The following is a 24,936-nucleotide window of genomic DNA, read 5'->3' on the forward strand; positions in this document are numbered from 1 at the left end:
TCAGTAAGGTTAGTAAAGGAAAATACCAACATGAAAAAGAGTCTTTTAGCATTGGCATTGTTGAGCAGTACGTTGAGCAGCAGTGTTGTAGCCAATGAATTGACCGAGCAAGAACAAGTTTGGATCACCACCGATGCGGATGCGTTGGATCTGATTACCAAACACGGAGCCACGGTTTATTCTGATTTCTTTGGTGCTCGTCCCGCCGTGGTCGCGAAAATATCGCCAGATCAGTTAGCGACGCTATCCAGTCACATGCATCATGAAAAGCATCGCTGTGGTGGTTATATGGTGCATCCAGACAAAGCCAGTGCATTGAAAGCCGCAACCATGCCAACCACATTGAAGACGTTTACCAAACCGGTGATCAGCCACCATGACACGGTTGAAGCTCTCATCAATCAAGTAGAGCCGACGAACTTGGTGAAGACCATAGAAGGCATGACGTCATTTACCAATCGTTTTTATACCACCGTTACGGGTGTTGAAGCCTCTGATTGGTTGCTGGCGCGTTGGAGCCAAGAAATTGAAGGTGTTTCTTATGCTTCTGCGGAACAAATTTCCCATCGCGGATACCCCCAAAAATCCGTCGAAGTGACGTTGTTGGGTGCGAAATATCCCGAAGAAATTGTTGTCGTGGGTGGGCATCTCGACTCTACAGCTGGCGCATGGACAGAAGAGGGAACCATCTCTCCGGGCGCAGATGACGATGCTTCTGGTATTGCAACGGTGACTGAGTCACTTCGCTTAATGATTGCCAGCGGTATCCAACCAGACAGAACCATCAAATTCTATGGCTATGCCGCAGAAGAAGTTGGGCTGAGAGGCTCGCAAGACATTGTTGAAATGCTGAAAGACGAAAAAGCCAACGTGTTATCCGTTTTGCAATTAGACATGACTAACTACAGCGGTTCTGCGCATGATATTACTTTCATCACCGATTATACGGACAGTAACCTGACGGCATTTTTGTCGGAATTGATTGATGTGTACACGCCTGAAGTCACCTACCAGTTTGATCGCTGTGGCTATGCATGTTCTGACCATGCCTCTTGGCACAATGCTGGCTATCCGGCGGCCATGCCATTCGAAAGTTTGTTTGAAGACTACAACCCGAATATTCATACCCAATTTGATACGTTGGAAAATTCAGACCCGACCGCCTCGCATGCCAGTAACTTTGCCAAGCTTGCTATCGCCTATTTGATTGAATCAAGCATGGACAGCACGACTGGCGTGACCCCCTTACAAGATGGTGAGCCCGTTGAGAATTTACGAGCAGGCTATGGAGAGGAACAGTTCTTTAGTTTTGAAACTCAAGAGGAGGGTAAGGTGACCATTTCCTTGTCTGGGCCAAGAAGTGGCGATGCGGATCTCTTTGTGAAATACAACGATCAAGTGTCAGTCAGCAACTTTGATTGTCGTCCATTCCAAAATGGGAGCAATGAACAATGTGTTCTAAATAAACCGGCAGGAACGTTCAGCATTATGGTGCGAGGTTATCGTAATTTCGACCAAACCAGCCTTGTTGCGAGATTTGAAAAAACGACCAACTGATCGTAAAGAGCACTTCTCATAAAACTCTTAAATGCCGCATGACACAGTGCGGCGTTTTTGTGAATTCGCTATGAAGGATACGCTCCGCGCTTTGATTCTCGACTACGCTTTGTAGACGATCGCGAGTTGAATAGGAGAAACCCATGAGCACCTTGCAAATCGATATTGAAGAAAACAAACGCAATGCTATTGCTTTCTATGAGATGGCATATCGAGGAAACCCAAGAAAAGCGGTCGAGCTTTATGTCGGGGACGAGTATATTCAGCACAACCCATTAGTGGGTAATGGCCCTGATCCTTTTATCGCTTACTTCGAGCGAATGCAGGAAGAGTACCCAGAGAAAGACATTACGTTTGTTCGAGCCGTCGCAGAGGGCAATTTAGTGGCGCTGCATACGCACCAAACGTGGCCTGATGACGTGGAATACGTAACGATGGATTTCTTCCGCTTTGATTTAAACGGCAAGATTGTCGAGCATTGGGATGCCTTGCAAGAAATCCCGAAAGAGTCAGCAAACGGGAACACCATGTACTAACTTAACGTGCTTTGCCATGCAATTTAGTAATGTGACAATGTAAGCAAGGCAAAGCACTATAAACCGCGTAAAGCTTGTTAGCGCTGGTTGTCTAACCACTCACGTGTCACCGTGTCTAACTCTCGTCCTTCACGACTGATTTTGTAATCCAATTCCGCAATGATGTCGTTTGAGAAACGTAGCGCGTCCAATCTATTCAACTCATCTTGAGTAAACTTATCTGATTTTTCTTGGCGCAATAGCAAAACGGCTTTATCGACAATACCCAGCAATCCTTTTGGTTCTGCGATTTCTCGAATTGCGTACTTATAGTGAAGAAATTGAGGCTTCCAAAGTGGCACGACAACCCACTGTTTGTTCTCTACCGCCTTCTCAAATGCAATAAAGCAATCTTCTTCCGTCCCCGTATGGAAACGGTAACCCGCTTCGGTCAGCGAGTATTCGTCCATCATCTTAATCGAAAAGCGCGTAATGCCCGCTCCAGGGTTGATGCCTTGAATATCAGATTTCATCTTCGTCACGACTTCTGGTTTTGTCAGGTCGCTTACTTCTGATACCAGTTCTTCAGGCACGTAATCTGGCACACCCCAAAGCGCGTATGGCTCGTAGTGTAAGCCCAGTTCTAGCAAGGGTTGTACTTCCTCTACCGATGCTTTGTAAATGCCGTGACTTGATGGTAACCAAGCCGAAGAAAGCATATCGATTTCAGCGGATTTGAGTTTTGAAAAGTTCTCTTCATGCGGAGAGTAAACGCGCGCAACCTCAAAGCCCATATCATTGAGCACGTGGCTAACAAGCGATGCGGTAACGCGGTGGAAAGAGAGGTTAGTGACACCAAGTTTTATCGTTTTTGACGCGTGAGTACCAGTCATACTGAAATCCTTATTATGGAGCAGTGCGAAGGGGAGTCATGCACTGCTTTGTGACGGAAATAGTAGGCTTACGGTGAAGAGGGATAAACAGCGCTGTCTTTGAGTCACTGTCAAAAATGATTTGATAATGACACATAGGGAAAGCGCTGACAGCTCAGGAATTGACTTGGTGTTTATTCGATTGTGCTGCGTTTAGCGCATTCACTAACGAAGCTTGAATCAATTTCCCCAACTGGCTCGCAGCAAATTGATTTGAGTAAAAAAGACCAATCTTCATGGATGGAAGATAGCTGTTCATATCGAATTTGGTGTTGATCGTCGTGTGTTCTGTCGATGCTTTTTGGGCAAACAAATGATTAACGGGCATTAAGGCATCGGAATGCTTGAGCGTTGTCAGGCAGAGGTTGGCGTTGTCGCTGCGCAGAATAATGTTCGAGCTAAGTTTGAACTTACGAAGCGTGTGCTCAATTTTACTGTTCTTGGCCGTGAAGTTAGGAATGATGGATACCACGAGTGGATACTGGGAGATTTCTTCCAGAGTGACAGAGTTATCGCAAAGAGGGTGAGACTTTCGGGCTATCAAACGAAAGTCGGCAGGCAAAACAGACTGGTGAACTAAGTCCTTAGAAACATCTATCGGATAATAATTGATGCCAACCTGAATTTTGGTGTTGAGTAATTGTTGTTCCGTGGATTCCGACCAATTGACCAATCGAACCGTGGCATTAGGAAAGTCCTGTTTTAGTTGCAAATACACGTCATCGGCAAGGGCATAGTACATTGCTGAGCTTATCGCGATGCTGATTTCACCCGAATACGCCTGCGTTGATACTTGGTTGGAATCAGCATAAATGCTCTCTAGCTCAAGCAGCAACGGGGTGACTCGTGAGACCAATTCATCGCATTTCTCTGTTGGTATAAAGCCTTCTCTCGTACGAACAAACAATGGGTCATTAAGCTGCTCACGAAGCTTCTTCAATCCTTTACTCACGGCCGATTGGGTGACGAACAAACGCTCTGCGGTTCTTGCTGTACTTTGCTCTTCGTGGAGCGTAATCAACAACAGCAATAAGTTTAAGTCTTTATGAATAAACAATTTTTCGTTGAGCATCTCGATTCTCTTTTGGAATTAGCGAGGTGAAAATAAGTCCCTTATGGAATGTTATTGCTTAGGTTAAGGTTGGTCAACAGATAAACATTGGAACCTTAATACTCCTACCTAAAGCACTTAACATGAGTACGCTCTCCATGAAAAAGAAACTATTAACGCTTTCACTCTCCACACTTGCCTTAACGGGTGCAAGCCATGTATTGGCTGAAACGCTTGTCCCTGTTACTGAGAAAAACTACGAGTTTGCGGAATCTGATCTCGCGTTCAAAAACATCACTAAACTGGTTGGGTCTAACAAGTGGTTTCACTTCCCAGGTCTGACGCCTTTGGATAACCAAACGGTTGTTCGTATGAATCGTGACACCATTTACTCAGGTTATGTGGCTGATTTATCGAAAGGCGGGAGTATTACCATTCCAGACACGGGCGAGCGTTACATCTCGGTGATGGTGGTGCAAAACGATCACTACATCGACCAAGTTTTCTCGACGCCGGGAACGCATAATATTGAGAGCCAAACTGACTTTGCGATGATTGTTGCTCGTGTGCAGATAGACCCAAATGACCCTGCTGATTTGCTTCGAGTAAAAGCCATACAGAATAAACTCAAAGTGACGACAGGTTCGCATCAAGAGCACATCATGCCGAACTACGATATGACCCAACTTGTCTCTGTCCGTGATGCGTTGACAAAAGAAGGCGCCAAACTGGGCAATCAAAAGAACATGCAAGGTGCTCATGGTGAGGTGGATCCTCGCATGCATATGTACGGCACCGCCATTGGTTGGGGAATGTTGCCTGATGCCGAAGCGCAATACTTTTCCTACTACAGTTCTGGCGAGGTTGCTAATCCAGACAGCTGCTCTCAAGCCACTTACCAAGCACCAAAAGTAAAAGGCAATGGCTTCTACTCTCTGACCTTGTACAACCACCAAGGTTACATCGCCTTTGATAAAGCGGTTCTGAACAAAAACAACATCGAGTACAACCAAGATGGCTCATTCACGGTGAACTACGGTCACTGTCCTAAAGGCGCTAAGAATGCCATGCCAGTGGCGAAAGGGTGGGATGTCATGATGCGAATCTACAAACCGGATCTTACTCAAACGGAATCCTACCAGTTACCAGAACCGAAAGTGGTTTCTCAATAACTCATCAAACCCTCAGATTTAGGAGTCACCATTATGAACAAAACGATACTTGCGCTATCGACCCTTACTTTGATGTTTACGACTGGGTTACAAGCGAAAGAAGCAACTTTGGACAATGTTGTCACTGATTTTGCCGATCAACCAACGAAAGAAACAGATTGGTATATGACGCGTTTGCAAAAAGAAGTGCCAGTTAATACCTATAAGCACAATCGCATCCCATCGAGCAAAGAGCACCAGTTCGTTATTCGTGAAAACGAAGACACGATGTACAGCCATGCAATACTGGACGTCACCAAATCGGCAACCATTACCATGCCTGAGTACGATGAATATGCCATTGTTCAGGTGATCGACGAGAACCACTTTACGATTGCAGAAGTCTATCCGGGTCAGACACTGCGTTTGACGCCAGATATGCTGAGCTCTGGTACTCATGTATTCCTAAATACGCGAGTAGCGGCTGCGGATAACCACGACCCGAAGGCCTTGAAGAGGGCGCATGATTACCAAAACGCGATTAAGTTGTCTGCTGAAACTCGCCACCCTTACGTCTCAAAAGGGTTTGATGAAAAAGAAGTATTGGCTGCGCGAGCGACGGTGCAAAAGTTACGTCCGTTCATCCCTAAACCCTTCGATATTTTTGGCAACAAAGGTCAAGTTGACCCGACCTCGTTTGTGATTGCCTCTTCGGCAGGATGGGCGGGCTTACCCTCAGATGCGGCTGTGTACTTGCCACAAATTCCGGGAAACAAAGGGGAAACGCAATGCAGTTCTTTGACCATTAACCCGCCACCGCTTCAGTACGATCGTCACGCATTCTTCAGCATGACGGTATACGACAAAGATGGCTGGATTGCAGATGATGATTTTGCGATTTCGAACAAGCGTATGACGCCAAATGAGGACGGTACTTACACATTCCGCTTTAACTGTGAAGGACAAGCAAACAACTTAACCGTCAGAGAAGGGTGGAGCGGGTTATTAAGAATGTACTTGCCGACGTCTAAGCAAGCGATTCAAAACTATGTGGTGAACGACTACTTGAAGAATTCTCGCTTGGTGAAAGGGACAGGGAAGCAGTAGTTCTGTTTCTTGCTGCCAATAGCCGGTAACCAATTAGCAATAACCAACGAATAATGAGTCACTGTTTTTGGCAGTGGCTCGCTTTCGTTTTAATTCAATACACGCGAAGCAAATGCTCATGTCAAAGCCCATTGATTTGAACCTAATCAACACCTTTCTCGTCGTAACGGAGAGTCAATCTTACACTAAAGCGGCTGAGCAACTTGGTGTCACACAACCTGCCGTCAGTGCATCGATTCGGCGATTGGAACAGGCCTCCAATAAAAAGCTATTTGTAAAAAGCGGGAGAAGTATTGAGCTGACGCATACGGCACGAGAGTTACTGCCACAACTCAGACAAGCGCTGAGTATCATTGATAATGCGATGACGAAACCGCAATCATTTAAAGCCTATTGCTGCGACTTACCTTTATTGGGGCTAAGCCCTATCGACAATGTGATCTTTCACGAATCCACACAAGATGCTGGTGAGCTGTGTGATTTCCTATACCACCGAAAAGCCGACATTATTATCGGCAGCATTGGTAATAAACCCACTTCAATCATTGTGGAAGATCTTCATCAAGAACCGTTTGTAATTATTGGTCGAGCGGATCATCCAAGGCTTAGTAAAAGGCTTGATATCGATGCGTTCCACAACGAAAAGCATTGTGTTCTCTCATCCACTTGGAGTGTGGAAACTGAGCATGAAGCGGCGTTAAACGTGACGATTAAAGCGAATCAAATCGAAGTGGTGACGTCATCTTATCTTGGTGTGCTGACTAACGTAGCTCAGAGAGATTGTTTGGGTGTTGTGCCTTTGTCGGTGGCGAAAAAGTGGGGAGGTGCTCTCAACATTCGTTATTTTCAAAGTCCGTTTCCAAGTGGCCAATTTACGTTTCAGATCGCTTATCACAAACGACACGCGAACTGTGCAGAGCATCGGGCAATGCGGCGAGTGCTAAAAGAAAGGCTAAGTCTCCCCCTGTCATCACAGCATTATTCTTGAGCCGTTAACAGGAGGAGTGAGTAAAGCGTTAAATGGCTTTTTCTACCTTCGCAGCCACGTCTGCCGATACCCATGTTTTCCATAGCTCAGGATAGGTTTCGAAGAAGTAGTACATCGCTTCTTTTGCGTCTGCTTGGTTATCTTCCATCCACGCAAGTAATTGGCTCATCTGTTGATTGGTGAACCCGCGTTTTTGCAAGTAGGCGTAAGCTTGTGGCTCCTTATTGGCAAAGGCTTCGGTTGTAACGGTATGAACCGGTGAAGGTGGGTACATAGTCACTTTTGGAGATTCACAGTCAGGTTGCGTTGTACAGGTGCGGTATTCTTCCACATCAGTACCGCTGCCGAAGTCGACTTTCACCATGTCGTACTTGCCCAATACAGGCGTCGGTGACCAGTAATACCCGAACCAAGGTTTCTCACGTTCATAAGCTTTCGCGATAGTGCCAGCTAGCGCTGCGCCCGAACCTGGGTCAATCATATCGAAGCCGTATTTCTCGAGTTCCATAGCATCAAATAAGTGACCAGAGGTGATTTGGCATGTCCAACCGGCAGGGCAGCTGTAGAAGGCGAATTTCTCATCATCTTCTGGGTGCTCAAACAACTTGGCGTGTTTAATCACACCTTCAATGGTTGCTAATTCCGGATACTGCTTTACCAGATAAGAAGGAACCCAAAAGCCTTCCTCGCCGCCATTGACCAAAGATTCTCCAGCGATACGCAAGCGCTTATCCGCAATGCCTTTGTCTAACGCTTCCTTAATTCCGTTGGTCCATAGCTCAGGAGCAACATCCGGTTGGCCTTTCTCAATCATTGAGGTGCCAGTCGGTACGCTATCACCCGGGATAAGTTCTGCATCGCATTGGTAGCCTTCATTAAGAATGAACTGGTCGATGTGCGCCATCAAACTCGCCGAGTTCCAGTTCATATCCGCTATGGTGATTTCACCACATTCACTTGCATAAGATTGAGCAGAAAAAGCGGATAGCAGCAAAACGGAAAGAACGGACGGTGTTGTCTTCATGTGACTGAATTCCCTTATCATTGTCATTTGATTCAGTATATACACAAGGTTTATGAAGATTCAGAGAATAGGACGTTATCTGTGAAGTTGAAAACGAAGTGATTCGGAAGATTAAAACGTGAGACCCACGCTCTCCCGTTAACGCCGAAATCAGCAATTAGGATTGGGAGAGAGTGGAAGCAAACGCTATGTCTGGTAAGCCTCATCAGTACAACAAGAACAGACCTTCGTAACCACCGATTTCGATTTGCGACACGTAGTCACCAATGTTGCCGTCCTCGTCTACGGGTCTCATCGGCTCATCTAACGTGATGGTGATTTTAGGCGCAGTGAAATAATCCGCGCTCTTGCCGAAAAAGTCGGTGCGGTACAACACTCTGCCTTTGCTAAACTCGCGTGCTAATACCATCTCTGCAGGGCCTTGAGGAACCACATTGCTCTCAGAGCGATACGCAAAGTAGGTGAACGTGGGAGAAACGTAAGTAATGCCATCGGGTAGATCTGCATGTACCACTTCGTTCATCGACGAATCACCAATAACCGTGTAATCCGCTGGGGAAGGCGTGCTGGTGGACATCATCAGTGGGATGGCCTCTGCGTCCTCGGGGAGCTGATTGGCAGGTTCGCCCAAATCAACGGCAAGTAAAGTACTTGGTTGGTAGGCAATATTCTTTGGCACGCCTGCTTTCCAGAAGTTATCACTTGTAGTGTTATTACTTCCATATAGGTAACCATTGTTCCACTGATTAAAGTAGCTGCGCTCAGGGTGATGATTCAAGTAGAACGCTGCCAGTGCAGAGTATTGGTCTTGCTTCCAGTTATCTTCAGTGTTGCCAAAGTATTGAACTCGACCATAACGCGTGGTCGCTTGATAAATCACTTTCTGGCCAGCTTTGGCGAGTGCAGAGTTATCCCAAAACTTAGCTAAGCCAGCATAGCCACTAAAGCCAGTAGAAGGGAAAAGGTAATGCTCGCGTAAGTACAGAGAACCAGCTTCAACTAAGTGGTTCTGTCCATTGCGACCGAATAAGTTTGCCGTGCCGATGTTGAGGCCAATTAACGCATACGCATCCAGCGTCGCCAGTTTGTTTAAAAACGCCGAGAATTGCGCTTTGTAAGCATCGTCAGCAGCTTGGCTACCAGCGACTAAACCAAGTTCATCCACCGTACCACCGGAATAAACGTAGAACTGATTTGCTCCGAGTAACTTATTCGTATCGTCGTTGTACGCACCGTTTAAACCTTGCTTCGCCCATTCTGCTTGGTAATAGTGGTGCATAGCGTTGGCAAAGTCGGGATTGCCGAGATTGGTTAACGCCCAAGAAGAGGTTTGGTTCCACATACGACCAAATGGAATAACGCGTGACTCCCAAAGAAATCGTGCTGTTGCGTTCTTATTCGAACGGTTTTTGTATTCATTCCAAGAAAGATAATTGTCTTGGTTGAGATCCGCAGACTTGTCAAAGCCACGAATTTTACGCCAGCGTTGAATGGTTTGACCTTCAGGTGTTGCCGTTGGAGCATCGGTCAACTTAACGGTTTGGAAGCTGTTTTTGAGCTTTACTTCTTTTAGACGAGGGCGATTCTCGATGTTTTCGTCATGCCAAGTAATTTTCGCAACGTAAAGACGGCCGCCATCGCGCAAAAAGGTGGAACCAAAATACTGACCACCACCATAGGTTTGCCCGCTGCCATCGTGTGTTGTAGCGCGAACCCAATCCGAAGGAACAGACCAGTTTACCGTTTGGTTTTTAGTCATGTTCTCAGTTTTGTCTTTTTTAATCGCGAAGCTTTTCCACTCTGTTACCTGACCAGAGGAGTCGATGGCAGAAGGGTATTCAATCGTGAAGCTGCCGCCTTGAGCAAACTGAGAGAACTTAAAGGTTAAGCGGTCGAACTTCTCTGAGTGATAAACATAGAGCGCACCACCATTATTCGCCTGACCAAATACGTCAGCATCCCATGGTGGTTGTTGATATAGCCAAAAACCGGCGTGGTCAGCGCTGGCGGTATAGCCAACGATCATCGGTTTTCGATTGAGTAAGGTATTTTCACCATGGCTAGAGTCGACCTCTGCGATGATGGTGTCTTCAGCAAAATGGAGAAAGTAATCCTCGTAATCAATCCCATTCAGCTCTGCCTCGTTGCGAATATCGTTTTCTACCCAACCCGCATTGAGCTCAAGCTTTTGGTTGTACATATAACCGATGGCTTGGACACGCTCGTTGTCAGCCTTGTTTGGGTAAGCACCAAACACAATATCGGCATTGTTAATTTCCCAATCGATCACATCATCGGCAGAGAGCGGAGCATCTTGTAAATCGACACCTTGCACATGCAATCCCGGTAAAACGACAGCAGTACTAGCCCAAGTAGTAGGCGAAAACAGGTTCAAAGAACCAAGCGCAAGCAGCGCAAAACGATATGGCTTCATTATTGAGTTGTCCCAATCAAAAAACTTCGATTACTCAAATTGCGAGTCAAATTACGAGGAAGTATTAGCGATCGGTCAGACCAATTCAAGAAAGTACTAGAACATCTCTCTTTTGATAAATTCTTTATAAGATGAATACGCTAAGCAAATCAGCTTTTTACAAAATGAGTCCTGTTTGTCTCAATTTTGAGTCTTGAAGAAGTGAAGAAAAGCTACGCGAGATTTTTCTCAAAATGAGAGAGGGAAAGTGCTTATACAACCAGTTACTGTCTTTCGGACTGATGCTCTCAATGAATGGCGCTGCAGAGCATTGGCTTAAGTGTCCAATGGAATTCTAAGCTATCGAAATTATGGGCTTTTTTGATCAACAAATACCGTTAAAACCTCACTCATTGCACCAGTCATATACTCTGCTGAGCTGGTTGTTTCTTATACAAAAAATTAACAATCTATATTTTTATACATTTTTATTGCATAAAATCTCTTTCTTGCTAGTATAAGCTCCAGATGACAATTAATGCAGTATGGCAGCATGAGTATTCAAGTTAAAAGTATCAATAAGTCTTACGGCGATACCCAAGTTCTACACGATGTCAGTTTTAATTGTGAAAGCGGTGAAACGTTGGTGTTACTCGGTCCAAGTGGTGCAGGGAAGAGCTCTCTACTACGTGTTCTTAACCTTCTCGAAGGGGCGGATAACGGCCAGTTAAACATCGCTAATGACGCATTCGACTTTTCAACTGAAATCAAAGAGAAGCAAGGTTTAGCGCTTCGTCGTAAAGTGGGCATGGTGTTCCAACAGTACAACCTATGGCCACACATGACAGTGATGGATAACCTGATTGAGGCTCCGGTAAAAGTCTCTGGCATGGATAAAGAAGAAGCGAAGAAGCAGGCAATGCAAATTCTCGCGACGCTGCACTTGGCAGACAAAGCGGATGCATGGCCGATGCAACTTTCTGGCGGTCAGCAACAACGTGTGGCGATTGCCCGCGCGCTGATGATGAAACCAGAAGTCTTGCTTTTTGATGAGCCTACCGCGGCGCTTGACCCTGAAATCACGAACCAAGTGGTCAAAATCATTAATGATTTAAGCGAAACCGGAATTACACAAGTAGTTGTGACCCACGAGGTGGATTTCGCCAAGAAAATCGCTAGCCATGTTCTATACCTAGAACAAGGACACATCGTAGAACACGGCACGCACGACGCATTTGTTAATCCGCAAACCACTCAGTTTGCCGATTACCTAAATCACTAAATTACGTTTTTAAAGTTCAATCTATTTAACAGATAAGCTCGGCTGTCATTGCGAGTGTCAGCCCACTAAGTACACACGGAGTATTGCAATGAAAAAGATTTTACTAGCTTCACTAATCGGTCTTGTCTCAGCTAACGCAGCAGCACAAGAAGAGATCAAATTCGCGATGGAAGCGACTTACGCACCGTTCGAATACATGGATGAAAACAACCAAATCCAAGGTTTTGATGTGGATCTGGCGAACGCACTATGTAAAGAAATGGAAGCAAAATGTACCTTCCACAATCAATCTTTTGACAGCCTGATCCCTGCATTAAAATTCAAGCGTTACGATGCGGCTATCTCTGCAATGGATATTACTGACGCGCGTTTGGAGCAAGTGAACTTTTCTGACCCTTACTACGACAACTCAGCAGCGTTTGTTTCTATCAAAGAAAAAGTGGTCGATCAAAAAGCACTAGAAGGTAAGCGTGTTGGTGTTCAAAACGGTTCAACACACCAAAGCTACCTGATTGAGCAAATGCCTGGCGTAACAGCGGTTCCTTACTCAAGCTACCAAGACGCATTCATCGATATGAAGAATGGCCGTATTGATTCTGTATTCGGTGATACAGCAGTCGTAGCAGAATGGTTCAAGAAAGAAGACAACCTAGCGTACGTTGGTGAGCACGTTACTAACCCTAAATACTTCGGTAACGGTTTCGGTATCGCAGTAAACAAAGGTAACGACGAGCTAGTGAACAAGCTGAACACGGCACTGAAAACAGTGAAAGCGAACGGCGAATACGACGTAATCTACAACAAGTACTTCGGTAAGTAATATGGCACTAACGGGTTACTCTTTATCGCTTGTTCAAGCTAGTTGGATGACTGTCCAGCTGGCCTTCACAAGCCTTTTAGTCGGTTTGATTCTGGCAGTGGTATTCGCCAGTGGTGAAATGTCTCGCCGCGTTTTCGTTAAATGGCCAATGACGGCGTTTGTGACGATTGTACGTGGTTTGCCAGAAATCCTTGTCGTGTTGTTTATCTATTTTGGTTCGACGCAGGTTCTGTTTTTAATCACCGGCGACTTTATTGAAGTTAGCCCGTTCTTGTCTGGCGTGGTGGCGTTGTCATTGATCTTCGCTTCTTATGCTTCTCAAACTCTACGTGGCGCATTAAAAGCCGTTGGAAGAGGGCAGAGAGAAGCAGCAAGTGCACTCGGCATCAGTCAAGCACACGCTTTCGTTCGCATTGTTTTGCCACAAGCAGTAAGACACGCGCTACCAGGCTTAACGAACCAATGGTTGGTTTTGCTGAAAGATACCGCGCTTGTATCACTAATTGGCGTAACGGATTTATTGAAGCAAGCGCAGCTAACATCTGCAGCGACCCATGAAGCGTTTACATGGTACGCAACCGCTGCGGCGATTTACCTAGGCATTACTTTGATTACACAACGTGCCGTCAAACTGATTGATAAGAAGTTCTCAATTCAAGGCATGAGCATGGGACAGGAGGCAACCGCATGAACGAACAACACGTTTGGCAAATGCTGGATGGCTTAGGCTCTAGCCTCCAATTGACCGCCGCTTCTTTAGTGGTGGGCTGTCTCTTAGCTCTGATGATGACGCTGACTCTGATCCTACGTACTCCGGGTTTGCATTGGGTCAGTCGTGGTATCATCACCTTGTTCACAGGTACGCCTTTGTTGGTACAGATCTTCTTGGTGTACTACGGTCCGGGTCAGTTTGATGCAGTAAGAGAAAGCGTATTTTGGACATGGTTAAGCCAACCGTGGTTCTGTGCGATGTTAGCGCTAGCGCTCAATACCGCGGCGTACAGTACTCAGTTGTTCAAAGGTGCATTCAACGCGATTCCTTCCGGCCAATGGCAAGCGTGTCGTGCATTAGGCATGAACAAAACCGCAACGCTGAAAGTGCTGCTGCCATACGCTATTCGTCGTGCGGTTCCGGCTTACTCGAACGAAGTGATTTTGGTCTTCAAAGGTACGTCACTAGCAAGCACGATTACGATCATGGATCTAATGGGTTACGCGCAGCGCATTAACGCACAAACCTACGATACGTTGACGGTATTTGGTATTGCAGGCGCATTTTATTTAACGGTAAATGGTGTGCTGACTCTCATTTTCCGTCAGGTAGAGAAGAAAGCACTAGCGTTCGAAGCCGCATAAACCTTCAATCAACACTCAATTTAGTTCCACAGTGCCCCTGCAAATGACTCTCTTGCAGGGGCATTTTTTATATTCGTCATGGCAAAACCCTCAAGTTCCACCAAACTTAATTCAACGTAATTGCATTGGTAGCACCATGGAAAGAAGACACTTTTTAGCGCTGTGGACATTGTTGCTCGCACCCTCTTTAAAAGCGAAAACACCAATGCGGCCAACGCCAGCACAAACAGAAGGGCCATTTTATCCAGTAGTGGATATTCCTCTTCGTCAAAACTTGATTCTGCAATCAGAAGGCTTGGTCGGTGAACCTATCGTGTTGCAAGGCAAAGTCGTAGATACATCTGGAAACCCAGTTTCAGGCATCAAAGTAGAAATCTGGCAATGCGATGGGCAGGGGATTTACGATCATCCTAAGCAGCCAAATAATGATAAGTTTGATGCCCACTTTGCAGGCTTTGGCGCGTCAGAAACCCAATCGGATGGTCGCTACTTGTTTCAGACTTTGTACCCCGTGCCTTATGCCTCTCGTCCGCCGCACATTCACGTTAAGTTGTGGCGGGATAACCAAGAGCTTCTGACCACTCAATTATACTTAAAAGGCAATACTGGTGATGAATGGTGGGGTGGCAAAGTCCGTGATTATCTGCAGTTTGAAACCATGCGAATCGACGGGCGGTTAACGGGCGAATTTAACTTTGTGATTGGTTAGCGAATTCGGTTAAGCCATCAACTCAACCAATTGCGCCAAGCATTCTTTATCCAGTATCGGATGAGGCTCGACGCCCGTGACCAACACGATATCCACTGAAGGCAGCGATGGCATATCGTCTAAGATCTTAAGATCCTCGCTAACGCTAATACTCCCCATCGCACCGATAGCCATGCTTGAACGTACAATCGCTCGTTGTGCAGAGGCCGTATTGCAACATGCCAGTAGTTGATAAGGAGTGCCACGTTTGGTTAATCCGTCTACTGCTGCCGCGTGGTATTTGCAGTCGGTTTGGAATAGGGCGAGAGGGAGAGGTTGGGCGTTCTCGATGTCAAAATCAGGGTGAGCAATCCACACACCTTTGTCGCTTGCTAGCCAGTAACCTTCCTCACTGTCCGGTGCTCTTGTCACAATAGCGGCGTCTAGCTTTCCTTCATCAAGTTTTTCTCTCAAGGTGATGCTTGGCTCACTGAAGACTTGAATCGAACATGTTGGCTCAGATTGCTGTAATACGCGGATGACTTTAGGCAGGATATTATCGTTGTAATCCTCGGGGCAACCCAAGCGAAGAGGGCGCTTATTTTCATAGCGTTTCACTTGTTTCAGTGCTTGATTGTGCAAGCTGACCAATTGCTCGGCGTGAGAGCGCAGTGCCAGCCCTGCTTCACTCAATACTAGGTTGCGACCTTCTTTTTCAAACAAGCTGACGCTGAGTTCGTCTTCCAGCTTACGCATTTGTGCACTGAACGCTGATTGGGTGCGATTGATCTGCTTGGCTGCTCGAGTGAAACTGCCCGTTTCTACAAAAGCAAGAAAGCTGCGTAACGCATCGATATCCATATCTAAAACTCATCCATCGTTTTTGTTGAAGTGTTCCATCAAAACTATCCGTTAGTCCCCTTAAATACAATCAGATATTGTGAATGGGTACTCAAAACACGAACCGCATGGAGGCGTCATGAAACTGTTTATTGCTAATCAAAACTACTCAAGCTGGTCACTTCGCGCATGGCTGATCTTTTCTCAATTCAAACTGGATGTGAAAGTCACCAAGCTCAAATTATTCACGGAAGATTTTTATAAGACCTTGGAAGGTATTACACCAACCGCGAAAGTACCGACCTTGGTGGATGGTGATGCAACCGTGTGGGATTCATTAGCGATTTTGGAATACGTTAACGAGCAATACTTGCAAGGTAGAGCATGGCCAAGCAACTCCGCAGAACGAGCTAAAGCACGCGCAATTGCATCAGAAATGCATTCGGGTTTCTTTGACTTAAGAAACGAACTCCCAATGAACATCCGCGCACGCAGAAATGTCGATCTAACGGATGGTGCGCGTAAGGATATTGCGCGTATTGATGCCATTTGGGCTGAGCAAGCCAAACTGTATCCCAACGGTTGGCTATTTGGAGAATGGTCTATTGCAGATGCCATGTATGCACCTGTGGCATTGCGTTTCCAAACTTATGGCATCGAGCTATCGGAAGGTGCCAAAGCTTACCAACAGAAGGTGCTAGCAAGTGAATCTCTACAGCAATGGCTCGAAGAGGCGAGTCAAGAAACGGATATCGTAGAAGAAGATGAAGCAGGGGTAGAAATTTAAACATAAAAATACGGAGTACAGATACCAGCGATAATATCCATACTCCGTAGGCTTAATGCTTTTTAAGTGGAGTAAATGTACTTAAGTTCGTTTTGCCTAATTCCGTTGCGGTTGCGTCATTGCATCAACGACTTGTTCGATACTCAAAGAGCTGCCTTTTGTCGCTGGGAACTCTTTAAAGGTTTCGAGGAATTTGCGAACGATCGCTTGGGCTGGCACAAACATCCACATTTGATCTGCGTAGAAGTGGCGAACATAAAGAGCGGAGTCTGGGCCTACTTCAAATGGGTCCATACGCAGGTTAACAATCAACGGCCAGCTAGGCGTTTTACGGTAAGCTTCGTTAATTGCACCTTCCATAATCGTAAAGTGGATTTTCCAATCTTTGTAACGCAGTGCATTTAAGTGACCGCTGGCATCGAAGTAGAAGATCTCGTTACGTGCGCCCGTTTCGGCTTTACCAGTAAGTAGATCCAACTGGTTGTAACCATCTAGGTGCGCTTTAAAGGTCTTGTTGTTTGCCTTATGGCCTTTTAGCAGTTTCTCTTTGATATCTGGTTCACCAACAGCAGCAAGCAGTGTTGGCATCCAGTCTTCTTGAGAGAAGATATCGTTGATCACCGTACCCGGTTTGATTTGACCCGGCCAGCGAACCATCATAGGAACACGGAAACCACCTTCCCAAGTCGTACCTTTCTCGCCTTTAAATGGTGTTGTACCACCATCTGGCCAAGTGAATTTCTCTGCACCGTTGTCGGTACTGAAAATTACAATGGTGTTGTCAGCGACGCCAAGTTCGTCGAGCTTTTTCAGCATCACGCCAACTTGGTCATCCAAATCCATCATGCCATCTGCATATAGGCCATAACCTGATTTGCCTTTGTACTCGTCGCTTAGGTGAGTCCAAACGTGCATACGAGTTGAGTTGTGCCAGATGAAGAAAGGTTTGTCTTCTTTTACGGCTTTTTCCATAAAGGCAAGGCTGGCTTCCATAAACTCGCGGTCTACGTTTTCCATGCGTTTACGAGTCAGTGGACCTGTATCTTCGATCTTGCCGTCTGCTGTGGATTTTAGAACACCACGAGGGCCGAATTTTTTACGGAATTCAGGATCTTTAGGGTAGAACTCTGATTCAGGCTCTTCTTCTGCATTCAAGTGGTAAAGGTTACCGAAGAACTCATCAAAACCGTGGTTAGTCGGTAAGTGTTCGTCTTGGTCACCCAAGTGGTTTTTACCAAACTGACCCGCGACATAACCGTGGTTCTTCAGCAGTTCGGCGATGGTTGGATCTTTAGCTTGAATCCCTTCCTTTGCGCCTGGCATGCCAATGGTAAGAAGACCGGTTCGGAATGGGTGCTGACCAAGAATGAAGGATGCACGACCCGCAGTACAACTTTGTTGCGCGTAGGCATCTGTGAAAATGGCACTTTCCTTTGCGATGGTATCAATGTTTGGTGTACGACCACCCATCATGCCGTTGTGGTAAGCGCTAATGTTGTAAACACCCACATCGTCGCCCCAAAATACCAAAATGTTGGGTTTATCTGCTGCTAGCAAACTGACAGGCGCGACCGCGCTTATCAATACAAGAAACTGTCTCAATATCCTGTTCATCGAGTCCTCCTGGACAATAAATAGAGTTCATTTCTTTTGGAGTAAGAGAATGCGAATTAACCGTAAAGCTGATCAGTGAATTGCCAAGTAAGCATAGTACACCTGATTGATTTTTAGGCTTTAGATACGTTTTTCTTATGGATAGCAAGAGGAAGAAAAGTAGAACAATCACAATGAAACTGTGGTGGGCAAAGGATTTGAAGCGTTAAACAGCGTTAAAAATCATTTTTTATTTTGTTGGAAGTCGGTGTTTTTATGAGTCTCTGTACTTTTCTTTGTCTATCGAATTTGATGACAGGCACTTCTATTTTCAAACTATTTCTTCGCAAGCCCGAAGCTTAAATTACCTATTAAATTCTCGATCAGAAAAGGCTTAATGCCTAATTAAACATTAAGGCGTCGCGCTTCATCTCCTGCCGTTTTTACCATTCAAATCAAACCACTTAGTCTTTAATTAATGCGTATCAATCATAGCTAAAATGCAAAGTATTCATTTTACTCATACGGTCAAATCAATAATATTTTTGTGGTTATCGAATGGAGACATTGGTTTTCATATCAAAAACACTTGTGGTGCGCTGGCCGAACTGGAGGTGCCTTTGATATGAGAATTAATCTGTTGAAGGAAACTATTTATGGCTCAGTTAGTCGATGAAATTGTATTTCAATCAGGGGTCAAACTGCATAATCGCATCGTGATGGCACCGATGACGATTCAGTCTGCATTCTTTGATGGCGGCGTAACGCAAGAGATGATCAATTACTACGCGGCTCGTTCTGGTGATGCTGGGGCGATCATTGTCGAGAGTGCGTTTGTAGAGAATTACGGTCGTGCTTTCCCTGGTGCGCTTGGTATTGATACCGACAGCAAAATCGCAGGTTTAACCAAACTTGCCGATGCGATTAAAGCCAAAGGCTCCAAAGCGATTCTGCAGATCTACCATGCCGGTCGTATGGCAAACCCTGAGTTCAATGGCGGACACCAACCGATTTCTGCAAGCCCAGTCGCTGCGCTACGTGACAACGCTGAAACGCCACTTGAGATGACCAAAGAGCAAATCGAAGGGATGATCGATCGCTTTGGTGATGCAGTAAATCGTGCAATCCTTGCTGGCTTTGATGGCGTAGAAATTCACGGCGCAAACACATACCTGATTCAGCAATTCTTCTCGCCACACTCAAACCGTCGTAACGATAAATGGGGTGGTAACATTGAAAGACGTACTTCCTTCCCATTAGCTGTACTTGCAAAAACTAAGCAAGTGGCTGAGCAACATAACAAATCTGATTTCATCATCGGTTACCGCTTCTCTCCTGAAGAGATTGAACAACCGGGCATCCGCTTTGATGACACCATGTTCCTGCTAGACAAGCTTGCGACTCACGGCTTGGATTACTTCCATTTCTCAATGGGTAGCTGGTTACGTAACTCAATCGTTACGCCAGAAGACCAAGAGCCGCTAATCGACAAATACCGTAAGCTTCAATCTGAAAGTGTAGCGAAAGTACCAGTGATTGGTGTTGGTGGTATTGCTCAGCGCAAAGATGCAGAAAATGCCCTAGAGCAAGGTTACGACATGGTTAGTGTCGGTAAAGGTTATTTGGTTGAACCTACTTGGGCAAACAAAGCGCTTAACGATGAGACCTGTGCTGAGTTCGCGGACATCGCGCAACAAGAAGCGCTGCAAATCCCAACACCACTTTGGGAAATCATGGATTACATGATTGTGGACAGCGCAGCAGAAGCATTGAAGCACCAACGCATCAAAGAGCTGCAGAACGTTCCAATCAAATTTAACTCAGGTGAATACACGGCGTATGGTCGCGGTCACAATGGTGACTTGCCGGTTACCGTTACGTTCTCTGAAGATAAAATCCTCGACATTGTGGTGGACTCATCAAAAGAATCGGACGGCATCGCAAACCCAGCATTTGAACGAATTCCTCAACAAATTCTTGATGGTCAAACACTGAACATCGACGTGATTTCAGGTGCGACAGTTAGCAGCCAAGCAGTATTGGACGGCGTATCGAACGCGGTTGATCTGGCGGGCGGTAACTCAGAAGCACTGCGCTGCAAAGCCAAAGAAGCGGTGGCATGGTCATCGAAAACCATCGAAGAAACCGTGGATATCGTGGTTGTTGGTGGCGGCGGTGCTGGCTTGAGTGCAACCTTGACGGCACTAGACAAAGGCAAGTCGGTTGTTTTGCTTGAGAAGTTCCCTGCAATCGGTGGTAACACGGTGCGTACTGGCGGTTGGGTGAACGCGGCAGAACCAAAATGGCAAGGTGATTTCCCAGCACTTCCTGGCGAAAAAGAAACCTTGATGCTGCTAGCGAAAACAGCGGAATCCGAGTTTGCGGGTGAGTACCTTGAAGATTTCAAAGTACTTAAAGCGCAACTGGACGGTTACTTTACAGACCTTGAGAACGGCAAGCAGTACTTGTTTGATTCTGTCGAATTACACCGCATTCAAACCTACCTTGGTGGTAAACGTACCGACTTGAATGGTGAATCGATTTATGGTCAATACGATTTGGTTGAAACCCTAACATCTCGCTCTATGGAATCTATTGATTGGTTGAGTGAAAAGGGCATTGATTTTGACCGTAGCGTTGTTGAGATCCCCGTTGGTGCCTTGTGGCGTCGTGCACACAAACCTAAACGTCCAAAAGGCGTAGAGTTTGTCGACAAACTATCAAAACGCATTCAAGAGCAAAACGGTCGCATCATTACAGATACGCGTGCAACGGATTTGATGGTTGATACCGGTAAAGTGGTGGGCATCAAAGCGGTTCAAGCGGACGGCACAGAGCTTATCCTTCACGTGAATCATGGTGTGGTGTTGGCTTCTGGTGGTTTCGGCGCAAACACTCAGATGATCAAAAAGTACAACACATACTGGAAAGAAATCGCGGACGACATCAAGACCACAAACTCACCAGCATTGGTTGGTGACGGCATCGAAATTGGTGAGAAAGCAGGCGCAGAATTAGTTGGTATGGGCTTTGTGCAATTAATGCCCGTTGGTGACCCTAAATCAGGTGCGCTGCTGACCGGTCTGATTGTGCCACCAGAGAACTTTGTATTCGTGAACAAGCAAGGTAAGCGCTTTGTTGATGAGTGTGGTAGCCGTGACGTGCTTTCTGAGGCGTTCTTCGATAACGGTGGTCTGATTTACATGATTGCGGACGAAAACATTCGTCAAACCGCAGCGAATACATCAGATGAAACCATCGAACGCGAAATCAAAGAAGGCATCATTATTCAAGCTGACACACTAGAAGAGTTGGCAGAGAAAATTGGCGTTCCGACGCAAGAGCTAACTAACACCATCGCACAATACAACGTTTGTGTGGATGCGGGGCAGGATCCTGAATTCCATAAGAGTGCCTTCGGTTTGAAAGTGGAAAAAGCGCCATTCTACGCGACGCCACGTCAGCCTTCAGTTCACCATACTATGGGCGGCTTGAAGATTGATACTAAGGCGCGCGTGATTGGTAAAGACGGCGAAGTTATTCAAGGTCTGTACGCAGCGGGCGAAGTAACAGGTGGCATCCACGCGGGTAACCGTCTCGGAGGTAACGCGCTGATCGATATCTTCACTTATGGTCGTATCGCTGGTGAGAGTGCATCTGATCTTGTTTAAGCACTCATTCAAGAGCGAAACAGAGCAAGATAAGTAATCAATAAGAGGGGAGTGGAGCTTCCCTCTTTTTCCGTATTTAGTGTTTGGAGAAATCGATGAGCACCAATAAATACAACGCCAGATTTCAGATGATGGGCACCTTTATCGATGTGGTGGTGTATCACTCGAACGGTGAGCAACTGATAAGAGAAGCCTACGCGCAACTCGCCGATTACGCAGGCCGATTTACGGTCAATCAATCCGACTCTGAGCTGATGTGCGTCAACCAAAATGCGGGCATTGCGCCTGTGGTGGTAGCAGATGACCTATTTGACCTGATTAAGCTTGCTAAACAGCACAGTGAAGACACAAGAAACCCGTTTAATGTTGCTATTGGGCCTTTAGTAAAAGCGTGGCGAATTGGTTTTAAGGATGCCAAAGTGCCGTCTCATGACGTGGTTACTGACAAGCTATCCTTGGTCGATCCGACCAAGATCATTTTGAACGAAGACGACCGCTCGGTGTTCTTAAGTCAAAAGGGGATGGAGATAGACTTGGGCGCGATTGCTAAAGGTTACTTTGCCGATCAGGTAAAGCACAAACTGGTTGAAGCAGGCGTGCAAAGCGGATTTATCAGTTTGGGTGGGAACGTACTGACCATCGGCCATTCGCCAGATAACAGCAACAAAGCATGGAATGTGGGTATTCAGAACCCATTATCAGAGCGTGGTGATGTCGTTCGCGTCGTACCTTTACAAGGCATGTCGATGGTGACATCGGGTATCAATGAGCGATTTTTTGAATCCAACGGGCAGCGTTATCATCACTTGTTGGATGCCAAAACGGGGATGCCAATCTCAACCGATATCGCCAGTTTGACTATTATCTCTAGCCTGTCTGTCGATGGTGAAATCTGGAGTACCGCAGGCTTTTTATCAAGCGTAGAAGAATCGATGTCGTACCTAAATCAGCAACAGGAAATCGAGGCAGTGGTTGTTTCAAAGCAAGGTGAAGTGCACGTCACACAAGGGCTGATGGATTATAAAGGCTGTATTTTATTGCGCGAAGAGTCAGAATTCGAAGAATAACATGAGACAGAGATTCAAACCTGCCTCATATCATTAATTTATCGCGTTAGCGTTAATCGTCCGCACCGCATTTAGCGCACTCTTCGTACGTGCGTTCGCCTTCACTGATCACAACATAGCTACTCACACATTGGTCACATAGCGCCAGTTTAGGGTAGGCAATTTTCTCTTTCTTAGACGTCGTGTCGCCTTCAGTTACGTAGTATTTTCGCATTGTCATGATTCATCAGTTGGAACAAGGGCGGCATTATATCCGGAATTGATGAGGAATGGCGATAATATCGCATTACGCCACCGACTCTATCTCACTCGGATATTGGTTGTTCAGCCAAGCTAGAGCATCTAACCAGAGATCGCCTTCATGTTTCTTACGGAAGAAGCCAAAGTGTCCAACTTTGGTGCCCAGTTGTTTTGTTTTCACTGTCTCTATTTCGACGTTCGCGTTGCTGTAAAAGCTGGCAAGCTGATGGACGGATTTTGGCGGTGCAAAGTCCATATCATCATCAATCAGTTTGAACTTAATATCACAAGTCATTTTCTCGAAATTTTCGCGGATTGGCGTGCCGTTTTCATCAATGATGTAGTGCGGATCGCGTCCCCAGTATGCCCATTGTTTGGCAATGCATTCAGGTAGAGCTTCGCCGCCAAGAAAGACTCCGGGAACTTTGCCAAACAGCGTTGATAACACTGGAACGGCGAAGTACCACATGGCAAACATGCGCGGTTTAGCAATGCCTTCCCAATTTGCCCAATATCCGCTTTGAGAGGAAACACAGTAAACGCTTTTAAATACCGCGTTGTTTGCCGCTAAACCTAAGATCTGACCGCCAACGCTGTGCCCAATACAGTGCCAATCGAGCGCAGGGTGATGGGTTATCGCCCAATCAATGACGGTTGCCAAGTCCTTTTTTCCCCATGCTTGCATTGTTAAGCGAGGATCGCGCGTATCTTGAATGGCGGATTGACCAATACCGCGATAGTCATAGGTCACCACCAAATAACCATTTTGCGCGAGGAGTTGAGCAAAACGTTGATAATAGCTTTGCTTAACTGCGGTAGCTGCGTTGATGATGATGCCAGCTTTTACCTCGCTTTCTGGATGGAAAACTCTGGCATGGATGGAGAGCGCATCAGGCGTTTTCAGTACTAATTCATTATTCATTGTCGTTCTGACTTGTTGTTATTGAATTGTTAACTTACCTTGATTCAATCTTTGGTGAGTTTCAATGAATCAAAGAAATACAAGTAGATGAGTTTGAAGTAACTCAAGTTTTGCGAGGCATCACTCGTTATTGTATTGGGAAGGGGCGAGGGAACTGAATGGTCTTGGCTGAATAGTGAAATAGACGACAAACAAAAAGGAAAGCGACATGAAGGCGGCTTTCCTTTGTTCTTCGTGGGCAGAGTGTCTAGGGACTAGCTCAATAGATCTACGATCGCTTTACCTACGCCGTGTGCGCTCGTTGGGTTTTGACCTGTGATGATTCGGTCATCCACAATCACAAGCTCTTGCCATGGCTGCGCTTTAGAGTATCGCGCTGCGCCACGAGCAAGAGACTCTTCCAATAGGAATGGGATGTCGTTGATAGTGCCGAAGTCGATCTCTTCTTCGCGAGTGAAACCTGTCACTGATTTAGACGCAAGTAGCTTTTCGCCATTGCTAAGCGTGATCGGAAGAAGAGCGCCCGGACCATGACAAACTGCTGCCACAATACCGCCATCTTCATAGTGTTTTGCAGAAATCTTGGCAAAATCTTCGTTGCTCGCTAGGTCTGAAAGAAGACCAAAACCACCCGGATAGAAGATCGCATCGTAGTTGTCACCGTTGATTTGTGACACTGGAATCGTGTTGTTGATGCGGTTCTGGAAATCATCATCCGCCAAGATTTTCTCGTTCACTGCGTCGCCTTCGATGTCGGTTCCGTACAGTGGTGCTTGTCCACCTTTGATAGAGGCAATGTCGTAATCGAATCCTGCACCTAGTAGTTCGCTAAGGGCATGAGTGAGCTCTGGCGCGTAAGTTCCGTTTGCTTGGTCAGTTTCACCAAGGGTCGCATGGTTCGTCACAATGATGAGTACTTTCTTCATGATGGT

Annotated in this window: 22 protein-coding genes; 13 read left to right on the forward strand and 9 right to left on the reverse strand. The window is 46.1% G+C overall.

What is annotated here, in order from left to right:
• Window positions 1-30: 30 nt before the first annotated feature.
• Together H735_RS16200 and H735_RS16205 are read left to right on the forward strand one after the other, a co-directional pair.
• The gene (locus tag H735_RS16200) at window positions 31-1,557 is read left to right on the forward strand and encodes a M28 family metallopeptidase (RefSeq protein ID WP_020197261.1); all 1,527 of its coding nucleotides are present in this window, start codon (window positions 31-33) and stop codon (window positions 1,555-1,557) included.
• Window positions 1,558-1,700: 143 nt separating this feature from the next.
• A complete protein-coding gene (locus H735_RS16205; protein WP_005443841.1) occupies window positions 1,701-2,093 on the forward strand; it encodes a nuclear transport factor 2 family protein in 393 nt (130 codons plus the stop codon).
• 77 nt (window positions 2,094-2,170) lie between these two features.
• Here the strand turns inward: H735_RS16205 and H735_RS16210 are convergent, their stop codons facing one another.
• Together H735_RS16210 and H735_RS16215 are read right to left on the reverse strand one after the other, a co-directional pair.
• Window positions 2,171-2,965 (reverse strand): glycine betaine ABC transporter substrate-binding protein, encoded by a 795-nt coding sequence (locus tag H735_RS16210; protein WP_020197262.1) that lies wholly within the window; start codon window positions 2,963-2,965, stop codon window positions 2,171-2,173.
• Window positions 2,966-3,119: 154 nt separating this feature from the next.
• Window positions 3,120-4,076 carry a LysR family transcriptional regulator gene (locus tag H735_RS16215; RefSeq protein WP_020197263.1) on the reverse strand — a complete coding sequence of 319 codons (957 nt, stop codon included), beginning with the start codon at window positions 4,074-4,076 and terminating at the stop codon, window positions 3,120-3,122.
• Window positions 4,077-4,213: 137 nt separating this feature from the next.
• Here H735_RS16215 and H735_RS16220 point away from each other — a divergent pair, with 137 nt between their 5' ends.
• From H735_RS16220 to H735_RS16230, 3 genes are all read left to right on the forward strand, one after another.
• Window positions 4,214-5,227 carry a DUF1254 domain-containing protein gene (locus tag H735_RS16220; RefSeq protein ID WP_020197264.1) on the forward strand — a complete coding sequence of 338 codons (1,014 nt, stop codon included), beginning with the start codon at window positions 4,214-4,216 and terminating at the stop codon, window positions 5,225-5,227.
• Window positions 5,228-5,260: 33 nt separating this feature from the next.
• A complete protein-coding gene (locus H735_RS16225) occupies window positions 5,261-6,313 on the forward strand; it encodes a DUF1254 domain-containing protein (RefSeq protein ID WP_020197265.1) in 1,053 nt (350 codons plus the stop codon).
• Between the two features lie 118 nt (window positions 6,314-6,431).
• A complete protein-coding gene (locus tag H735_RS16230) occupies window positions 6,432-7,301 on the forward strand; it encodes a LysR family transcriptional regulator (RefSeq protein WP_027726794.1) in 870 nt (289 codons plus the stop codon).
• Window positions 7,302-7,329: 28 nt separating this feature from the next.
• On the opposite strand, the gene H735_RS16235 is transcribed toward H735_RS16230, so the two are convergent.
• Both H735_RS16235 and H735_RS16240 read right to left on the reverse strand, forming a co-directional pair.
• Window positions 7,330-8,325, reverse strand: a complete 996-nt coding sequence (locus tag H735_RS16235; RefSeq protein WP_020197267.1) for an ABC transporter substrate-binding protein — start codon at window positions 8,323-8,325, stop codon at window positions 7,330-7,332.
• Between the two features lie 205 nt (window positions 8,326-8,530).
• On the reverse strand, window positions 8,531-10,759 hold the full coding sequence (locus tag H735_RS16240; RefSeq protein ID WP_020197268.1) for a hypothetical protein: 2,229 nt from the start codon (window positions 10,757-10,759) through the stop codon (window positions 8,531-8,533).
• Window positions 10,760-11,291: 532 nt separating this feature from the next.
• Between H735_RS16240 and artP the strand changes: the two genes are divergently transcribed.
• The 5 genes from artP to H735_RS16265 all read left to right on the forward strand — a co-directional run bounded on the left by artP (window position 11,292) and on the right by H735_RS16265 (window position 14,905).
• Window positions 11,292-12,020, forward strand: a complete 729-nt coding sequence (gene artP / locus H735_RS16245) for an arginine ABC transporter ATP-binding protein ArtP (protein ID WP_152447665.1) — start codon at window positions 11,292-11,294, stop codon at window positions 12,018-12,020.
• 88 nt (window positions 12,021-12,108) lie between these two features.
• Entirely contained in the window at window positions 12,109-12,840 is a 732-nt protein-coding gene (locus tag H735_RS16250) for an arginine ABC transporter substrate-binding protein (protein ID WP_020197270.1), read from the forward strand.
• Between the two features lies 1 nt (window position 12,841).
• On the forward strand, window positions 12,842-13,531 hold the full coding sequence (gene artQ, locus H735_RS16255; protein ID WP_005388570.1) for an arginine ABC transporter permease ArtQ: 690 nt from the start codon (window positions 12,842-12,844) through the stop codon (window positions 13,529-13,531).
• Window positions 13,528-14,196, forward strand: coding sequence for an arginine ABC transporter permease ArtM (gene artM / locus H735_RS16260; protein ID WP_020197271.1), 669 nt, complete (start codon window positions 13,528-13,530; stop codon window positions 14,194-14,196). The genes artQ and artM overlap by 4 nt, the downstream gene beginning before the upstream one ends.
• Window positions 14,197-14,332: 136 nt before the next feature.
• Complete coding sequence (locus tag H735_RS16265) at window positions 14,333-14,905, forward strand: dioxygenase family protein (RefSeq protein WP_020197272.1); 573 nt, start codon at window positions 14,333-14,335, stop codon at window positions 14,903-14,905.
• A gap of 9 nt (window positions 14,906-14,914) precedes the next feature.
• Here H735_RS16265 and H735_RS16270 read toward each other — a convergent pair whose 3' ends face one another.
• Complete coding sequence (locus tag H735_RS16270) at window positions 14,915-15,745, reverse strand: LysR family transcriptional regulator (RefSeq protein WP_020197273.1); 831 nt, start codon at window positions 15,743-15,745, stop codon at window positions 14,915-14,917.
• Window positions 15,746-15,863: 118 nt separating this feature from the next.
• Between H735_RS16270 and H735_RS16275 the strand changes: the two genes are divergently transcribed.
• Window positions 15,864-16,511: a glutathione S-transferase family protein gene (locus tag H735_RS16275; protein WP_020197274.1), complete on the forward strand. Its 648-nt coding sequence runs from the start codon at window positions 15,864-15,866 to the stop codon at window positions 16,509-16,511.
• A 96-nt stretch (window positions 16,512-16,607) separates the two neighbouring features.
• Here H735_RS16275 and H735_RS16280 read toward each other — a convergent pair whose 3' ends face one another.
• Complete coding sequence (locus H735_RS16280; protein WP_020197275.1) at window positions 16,608-18,125, reverse strand: arylsulfatase; 1,518 nt, start codon at window positions 18,123-18,125, stop codon at window positions 16,608-16,610.
• Between the two features lie 635 nt (window positions 18,126-18,760).
• Here H735_RS16280 and H735_RS16285 point away from each other — a divergent pair.
• Together H735_RS16285 and H735_RS16290 are read left to right on the forward strand one after the other, a co-directional pair.
• Window positions 18,761-21,775 carry a flavocytochrome c gene (locus tag H735_RS16285; RefSeq protein ID WP_020197276.1) on the forward strand — a complete coding sequence of 1,005 codons (3,015 nt, stop codon included), beginning with the start codon at window positions 18,761-18,763 and terminating at the stop codon, window positions 21,773-21,775.
• A gap of 95 nt (window positions 21,776-21,870) precedes the next feature.
• Entirely contained in the window at window positions 21,871-22,842 is a 972-nt protein-coding gene (locus H735_RS16290; protein WP_020197277.1) for an FAD:protein FMN transferase, read from the forward strand.
• Window positions 22,843-22,894: 52 nt separating this feature from the next.
• On the opposite strand, the gene H735_RS30955 is transcribed toward H735_RS16290, so the two are convergent.
• The 3 genes from H735_RS30955 to H735_RS16305 all read right to left on the reverse strand — a co-directional run bounded on the left by H735_RS30955 (window position 22,895) and on the right by H735_RS16305 (window position 24,930).
• Entirely contained in the window at window positions 22,895-23,062 is a 168-nt protein-coding gene (locus H735_RS30955; protein ID WP_155399400.1) for a hypothetical protein, read from the reverse strand.
• Between the two features lie 66 nt (window positions 23,063-23,128).
• Entirely contained in the window at window positions 23,129-24,004 is an 876-nt protein-coding gene (locus H735_RS16300; protein WP_020197279.1) for an alpha/beta hydrolase family protein, read from the reverse strand.
• A 254-nt stretch (window positions 24,005-24,258) separates the two neighbouring features.
• Window positions 24,259-24,930 carry a type 1 glutamine amidotransferase domain-containing protein gene (locus tag H735_RS16305; protein ID WP_020197280.1) on the reverse strand — a complete coding sequence of 224 codons (672 nt, stop codon included), beginning with the start codon at window positions 24,928-24,930 and terminating at the stop codon, window positions 24,259-24,261.
• Between the last annotated feature and the right edge of the window lie 6 nt (window positions 24,931-24,936).

The sequence above is a fragment of the Vibrio owensii CAIM 1854 = LMG 25443 genome (assembly GCF_000817815.1).
GTDB classification, from domain to species: Bacteria; Pseudomonadota; Gammaproteobacteria; order Enterobacterales; family Vibrionaceae; genus Vibrio; species Vibrio owensii.

What these genes read in the sequence shown, in the direction of transcription:
- H735_RS16200 (WP_020197261.1), top strand. Translation starts at nt 31, where the DNA reads ATGAAAAAGAGTCTTTTAGCATTGGCATTGTTGAGCAGTACGTTGAGC.
- H735_RS16205 (WP_005443841.1), top strand. Translation starts at nt 1,701, where the DNA reads ATGAGCACCTTGCAAATCGATATTGAAGAAAACAAACGCAATGCTATT.
- H735_RS16210 (WP_020197262.1), bottom strand. Translation starts at nt 2,965, where the DNA reads ATGACTGGTACTCACGCGTCAAAAACGATAAAACTTGGTGTCACTAAC.
- H735_RS16215 (WP_020197263.1), bottom strand. Translation starts at nt 4,076, where the DNA reads ATGCTCAACGAAAAATTGTTTATTCATAAAGACTTAAACTTATTGCTG.
- H735_RS16220 (WP_020197264.1), top strand. Translation starts at nt 4,214, where the DNA reads ATGAAAAAGAAACTATTAACGCTTTCACTCTCCACACTTGCCTTAACG.
- H735_RS16225 (WP_020197265.1), top strand. Translation starts at nt 5,261, where the DNA reads ATGAACAAAACGATACTTGCGCTATCGACCCTTACTTTGATGTTTACG.
- H735_RS16230 (WP_027726794.1), top strand. Translation starts at nt 6,432, where the DNA reads ATGTCAAAGCCCATTGATTTGAACCTAATCAACACCTTTCTCGTCGTA.
- H735_RS16235 (WP_020197267.1), bottom strand. Translation starts at nt 8,325, where the DNA reads ATGAAGACAACACCGTCCGTTCTTTCCGTTTTGCTGCTATCCGCTTTT.
- H735_RS16240 (WP_020197268.1), bottom strand. Translation starts at nt 10,759, where the DNA reads ATGAAGCCATATCGTTTTGCGCTGCTTGCGCTTGGTTCTTTGAACCTG.
- artP (WP_152447665.1), top strand. Translation starts at nt 11,292, where the DNA reads ATGAGTATTCAAGTTAAAAGTATCAATAAGTCTTACGGCGATACCCAA.
- H735_RS16250 (WP_020197270.1), top strand. Translation starts at nt 12,109, where the DNA reads ATGAAAAAGATTTTACTAGCTTCACTAATCGGTCTTGTCTCAGCTAAC.
- artQ (WP_005388570.1), top strand. Translation starts at nt 12,842, where the DNA reads ATGGCACTAACGGGTTACTCTTTATCGCTTGTTCAAGCTAGTTGGATG.
- artM (WP_020197271.1), top strand. Translation starts at nt 13,528, where the DNA reads ATGAACGAACAACACGTTTGGCAAATGCTGGATGGCTTAGGCTCTAGC.
- H735_RS16265 (WP_020197272.1), top strand. Translation starts at nt 14,333, where the DNA reads ATGGAAAGAAGACACTTTTTAGCGCTGTGGACATTGTTGCTCGCACCC.
- H735_RS16270 (WP_020197273.1), bottom strand. Translation starts at nt 15,745, where the DNA reads ATGGATATCGATGCGTTACGCAGCTTTCTTGCTTTTGTAGAAACGGGC.
- H735_RS16275 (WP_020197274.1), top strand. Translation starts at nt 15,864, where the DNA reads ATGAAACTGTTTATTGCTAATCAAAACTACTCAAGCTGGTCACTTCGC.
- H735_RS16280 (WP_020197275.1), bottom strand. Translation starts at nt 18,125, where the DNA reads ATGAACAGGATATTGAGACAGTTTCTTGTATTGATAAGCGCGGTCGCG.
- H735_RS16285 (WP_020197276.1), top strand. Translation starts at nt 18,761, where the DNA reads ATGGCTCAGTTAGTCGATGAAATTGTATTTCAATCAGGGGTCAAACTG.
- H735_RS16290 (WP_020197277.1), top strand. Translation starts at nt 21,871, where the DNA reads ATGAGCACCAATAAATACAACGCCAGATTTCAGATGATGGGCACCTTT.
- H735_RS30955 (WP_155399400.1), bottom strand. Translation starts at nt 23,062, where the DNA reads ATGACAATGCGAAAATACTACGTAACTGAAGGCGACACGACGTCTAAG.
- H735_RS16300 (WP_020197279.1), bottom strand. Translation starts at nt 24,004, where the DNA reads ATGAATAATGAATTAGTACTGAAAACGCCTGATGCGCTCTCCATCCAT.
- H735_RS16305 (WP_020197280.1), bottom strand. Translation starts at nt 24,930, where the DNA reads ATGAAGAAAGTACTCATCATTGTGACGAACCATGCGACCCTTGGTGAA.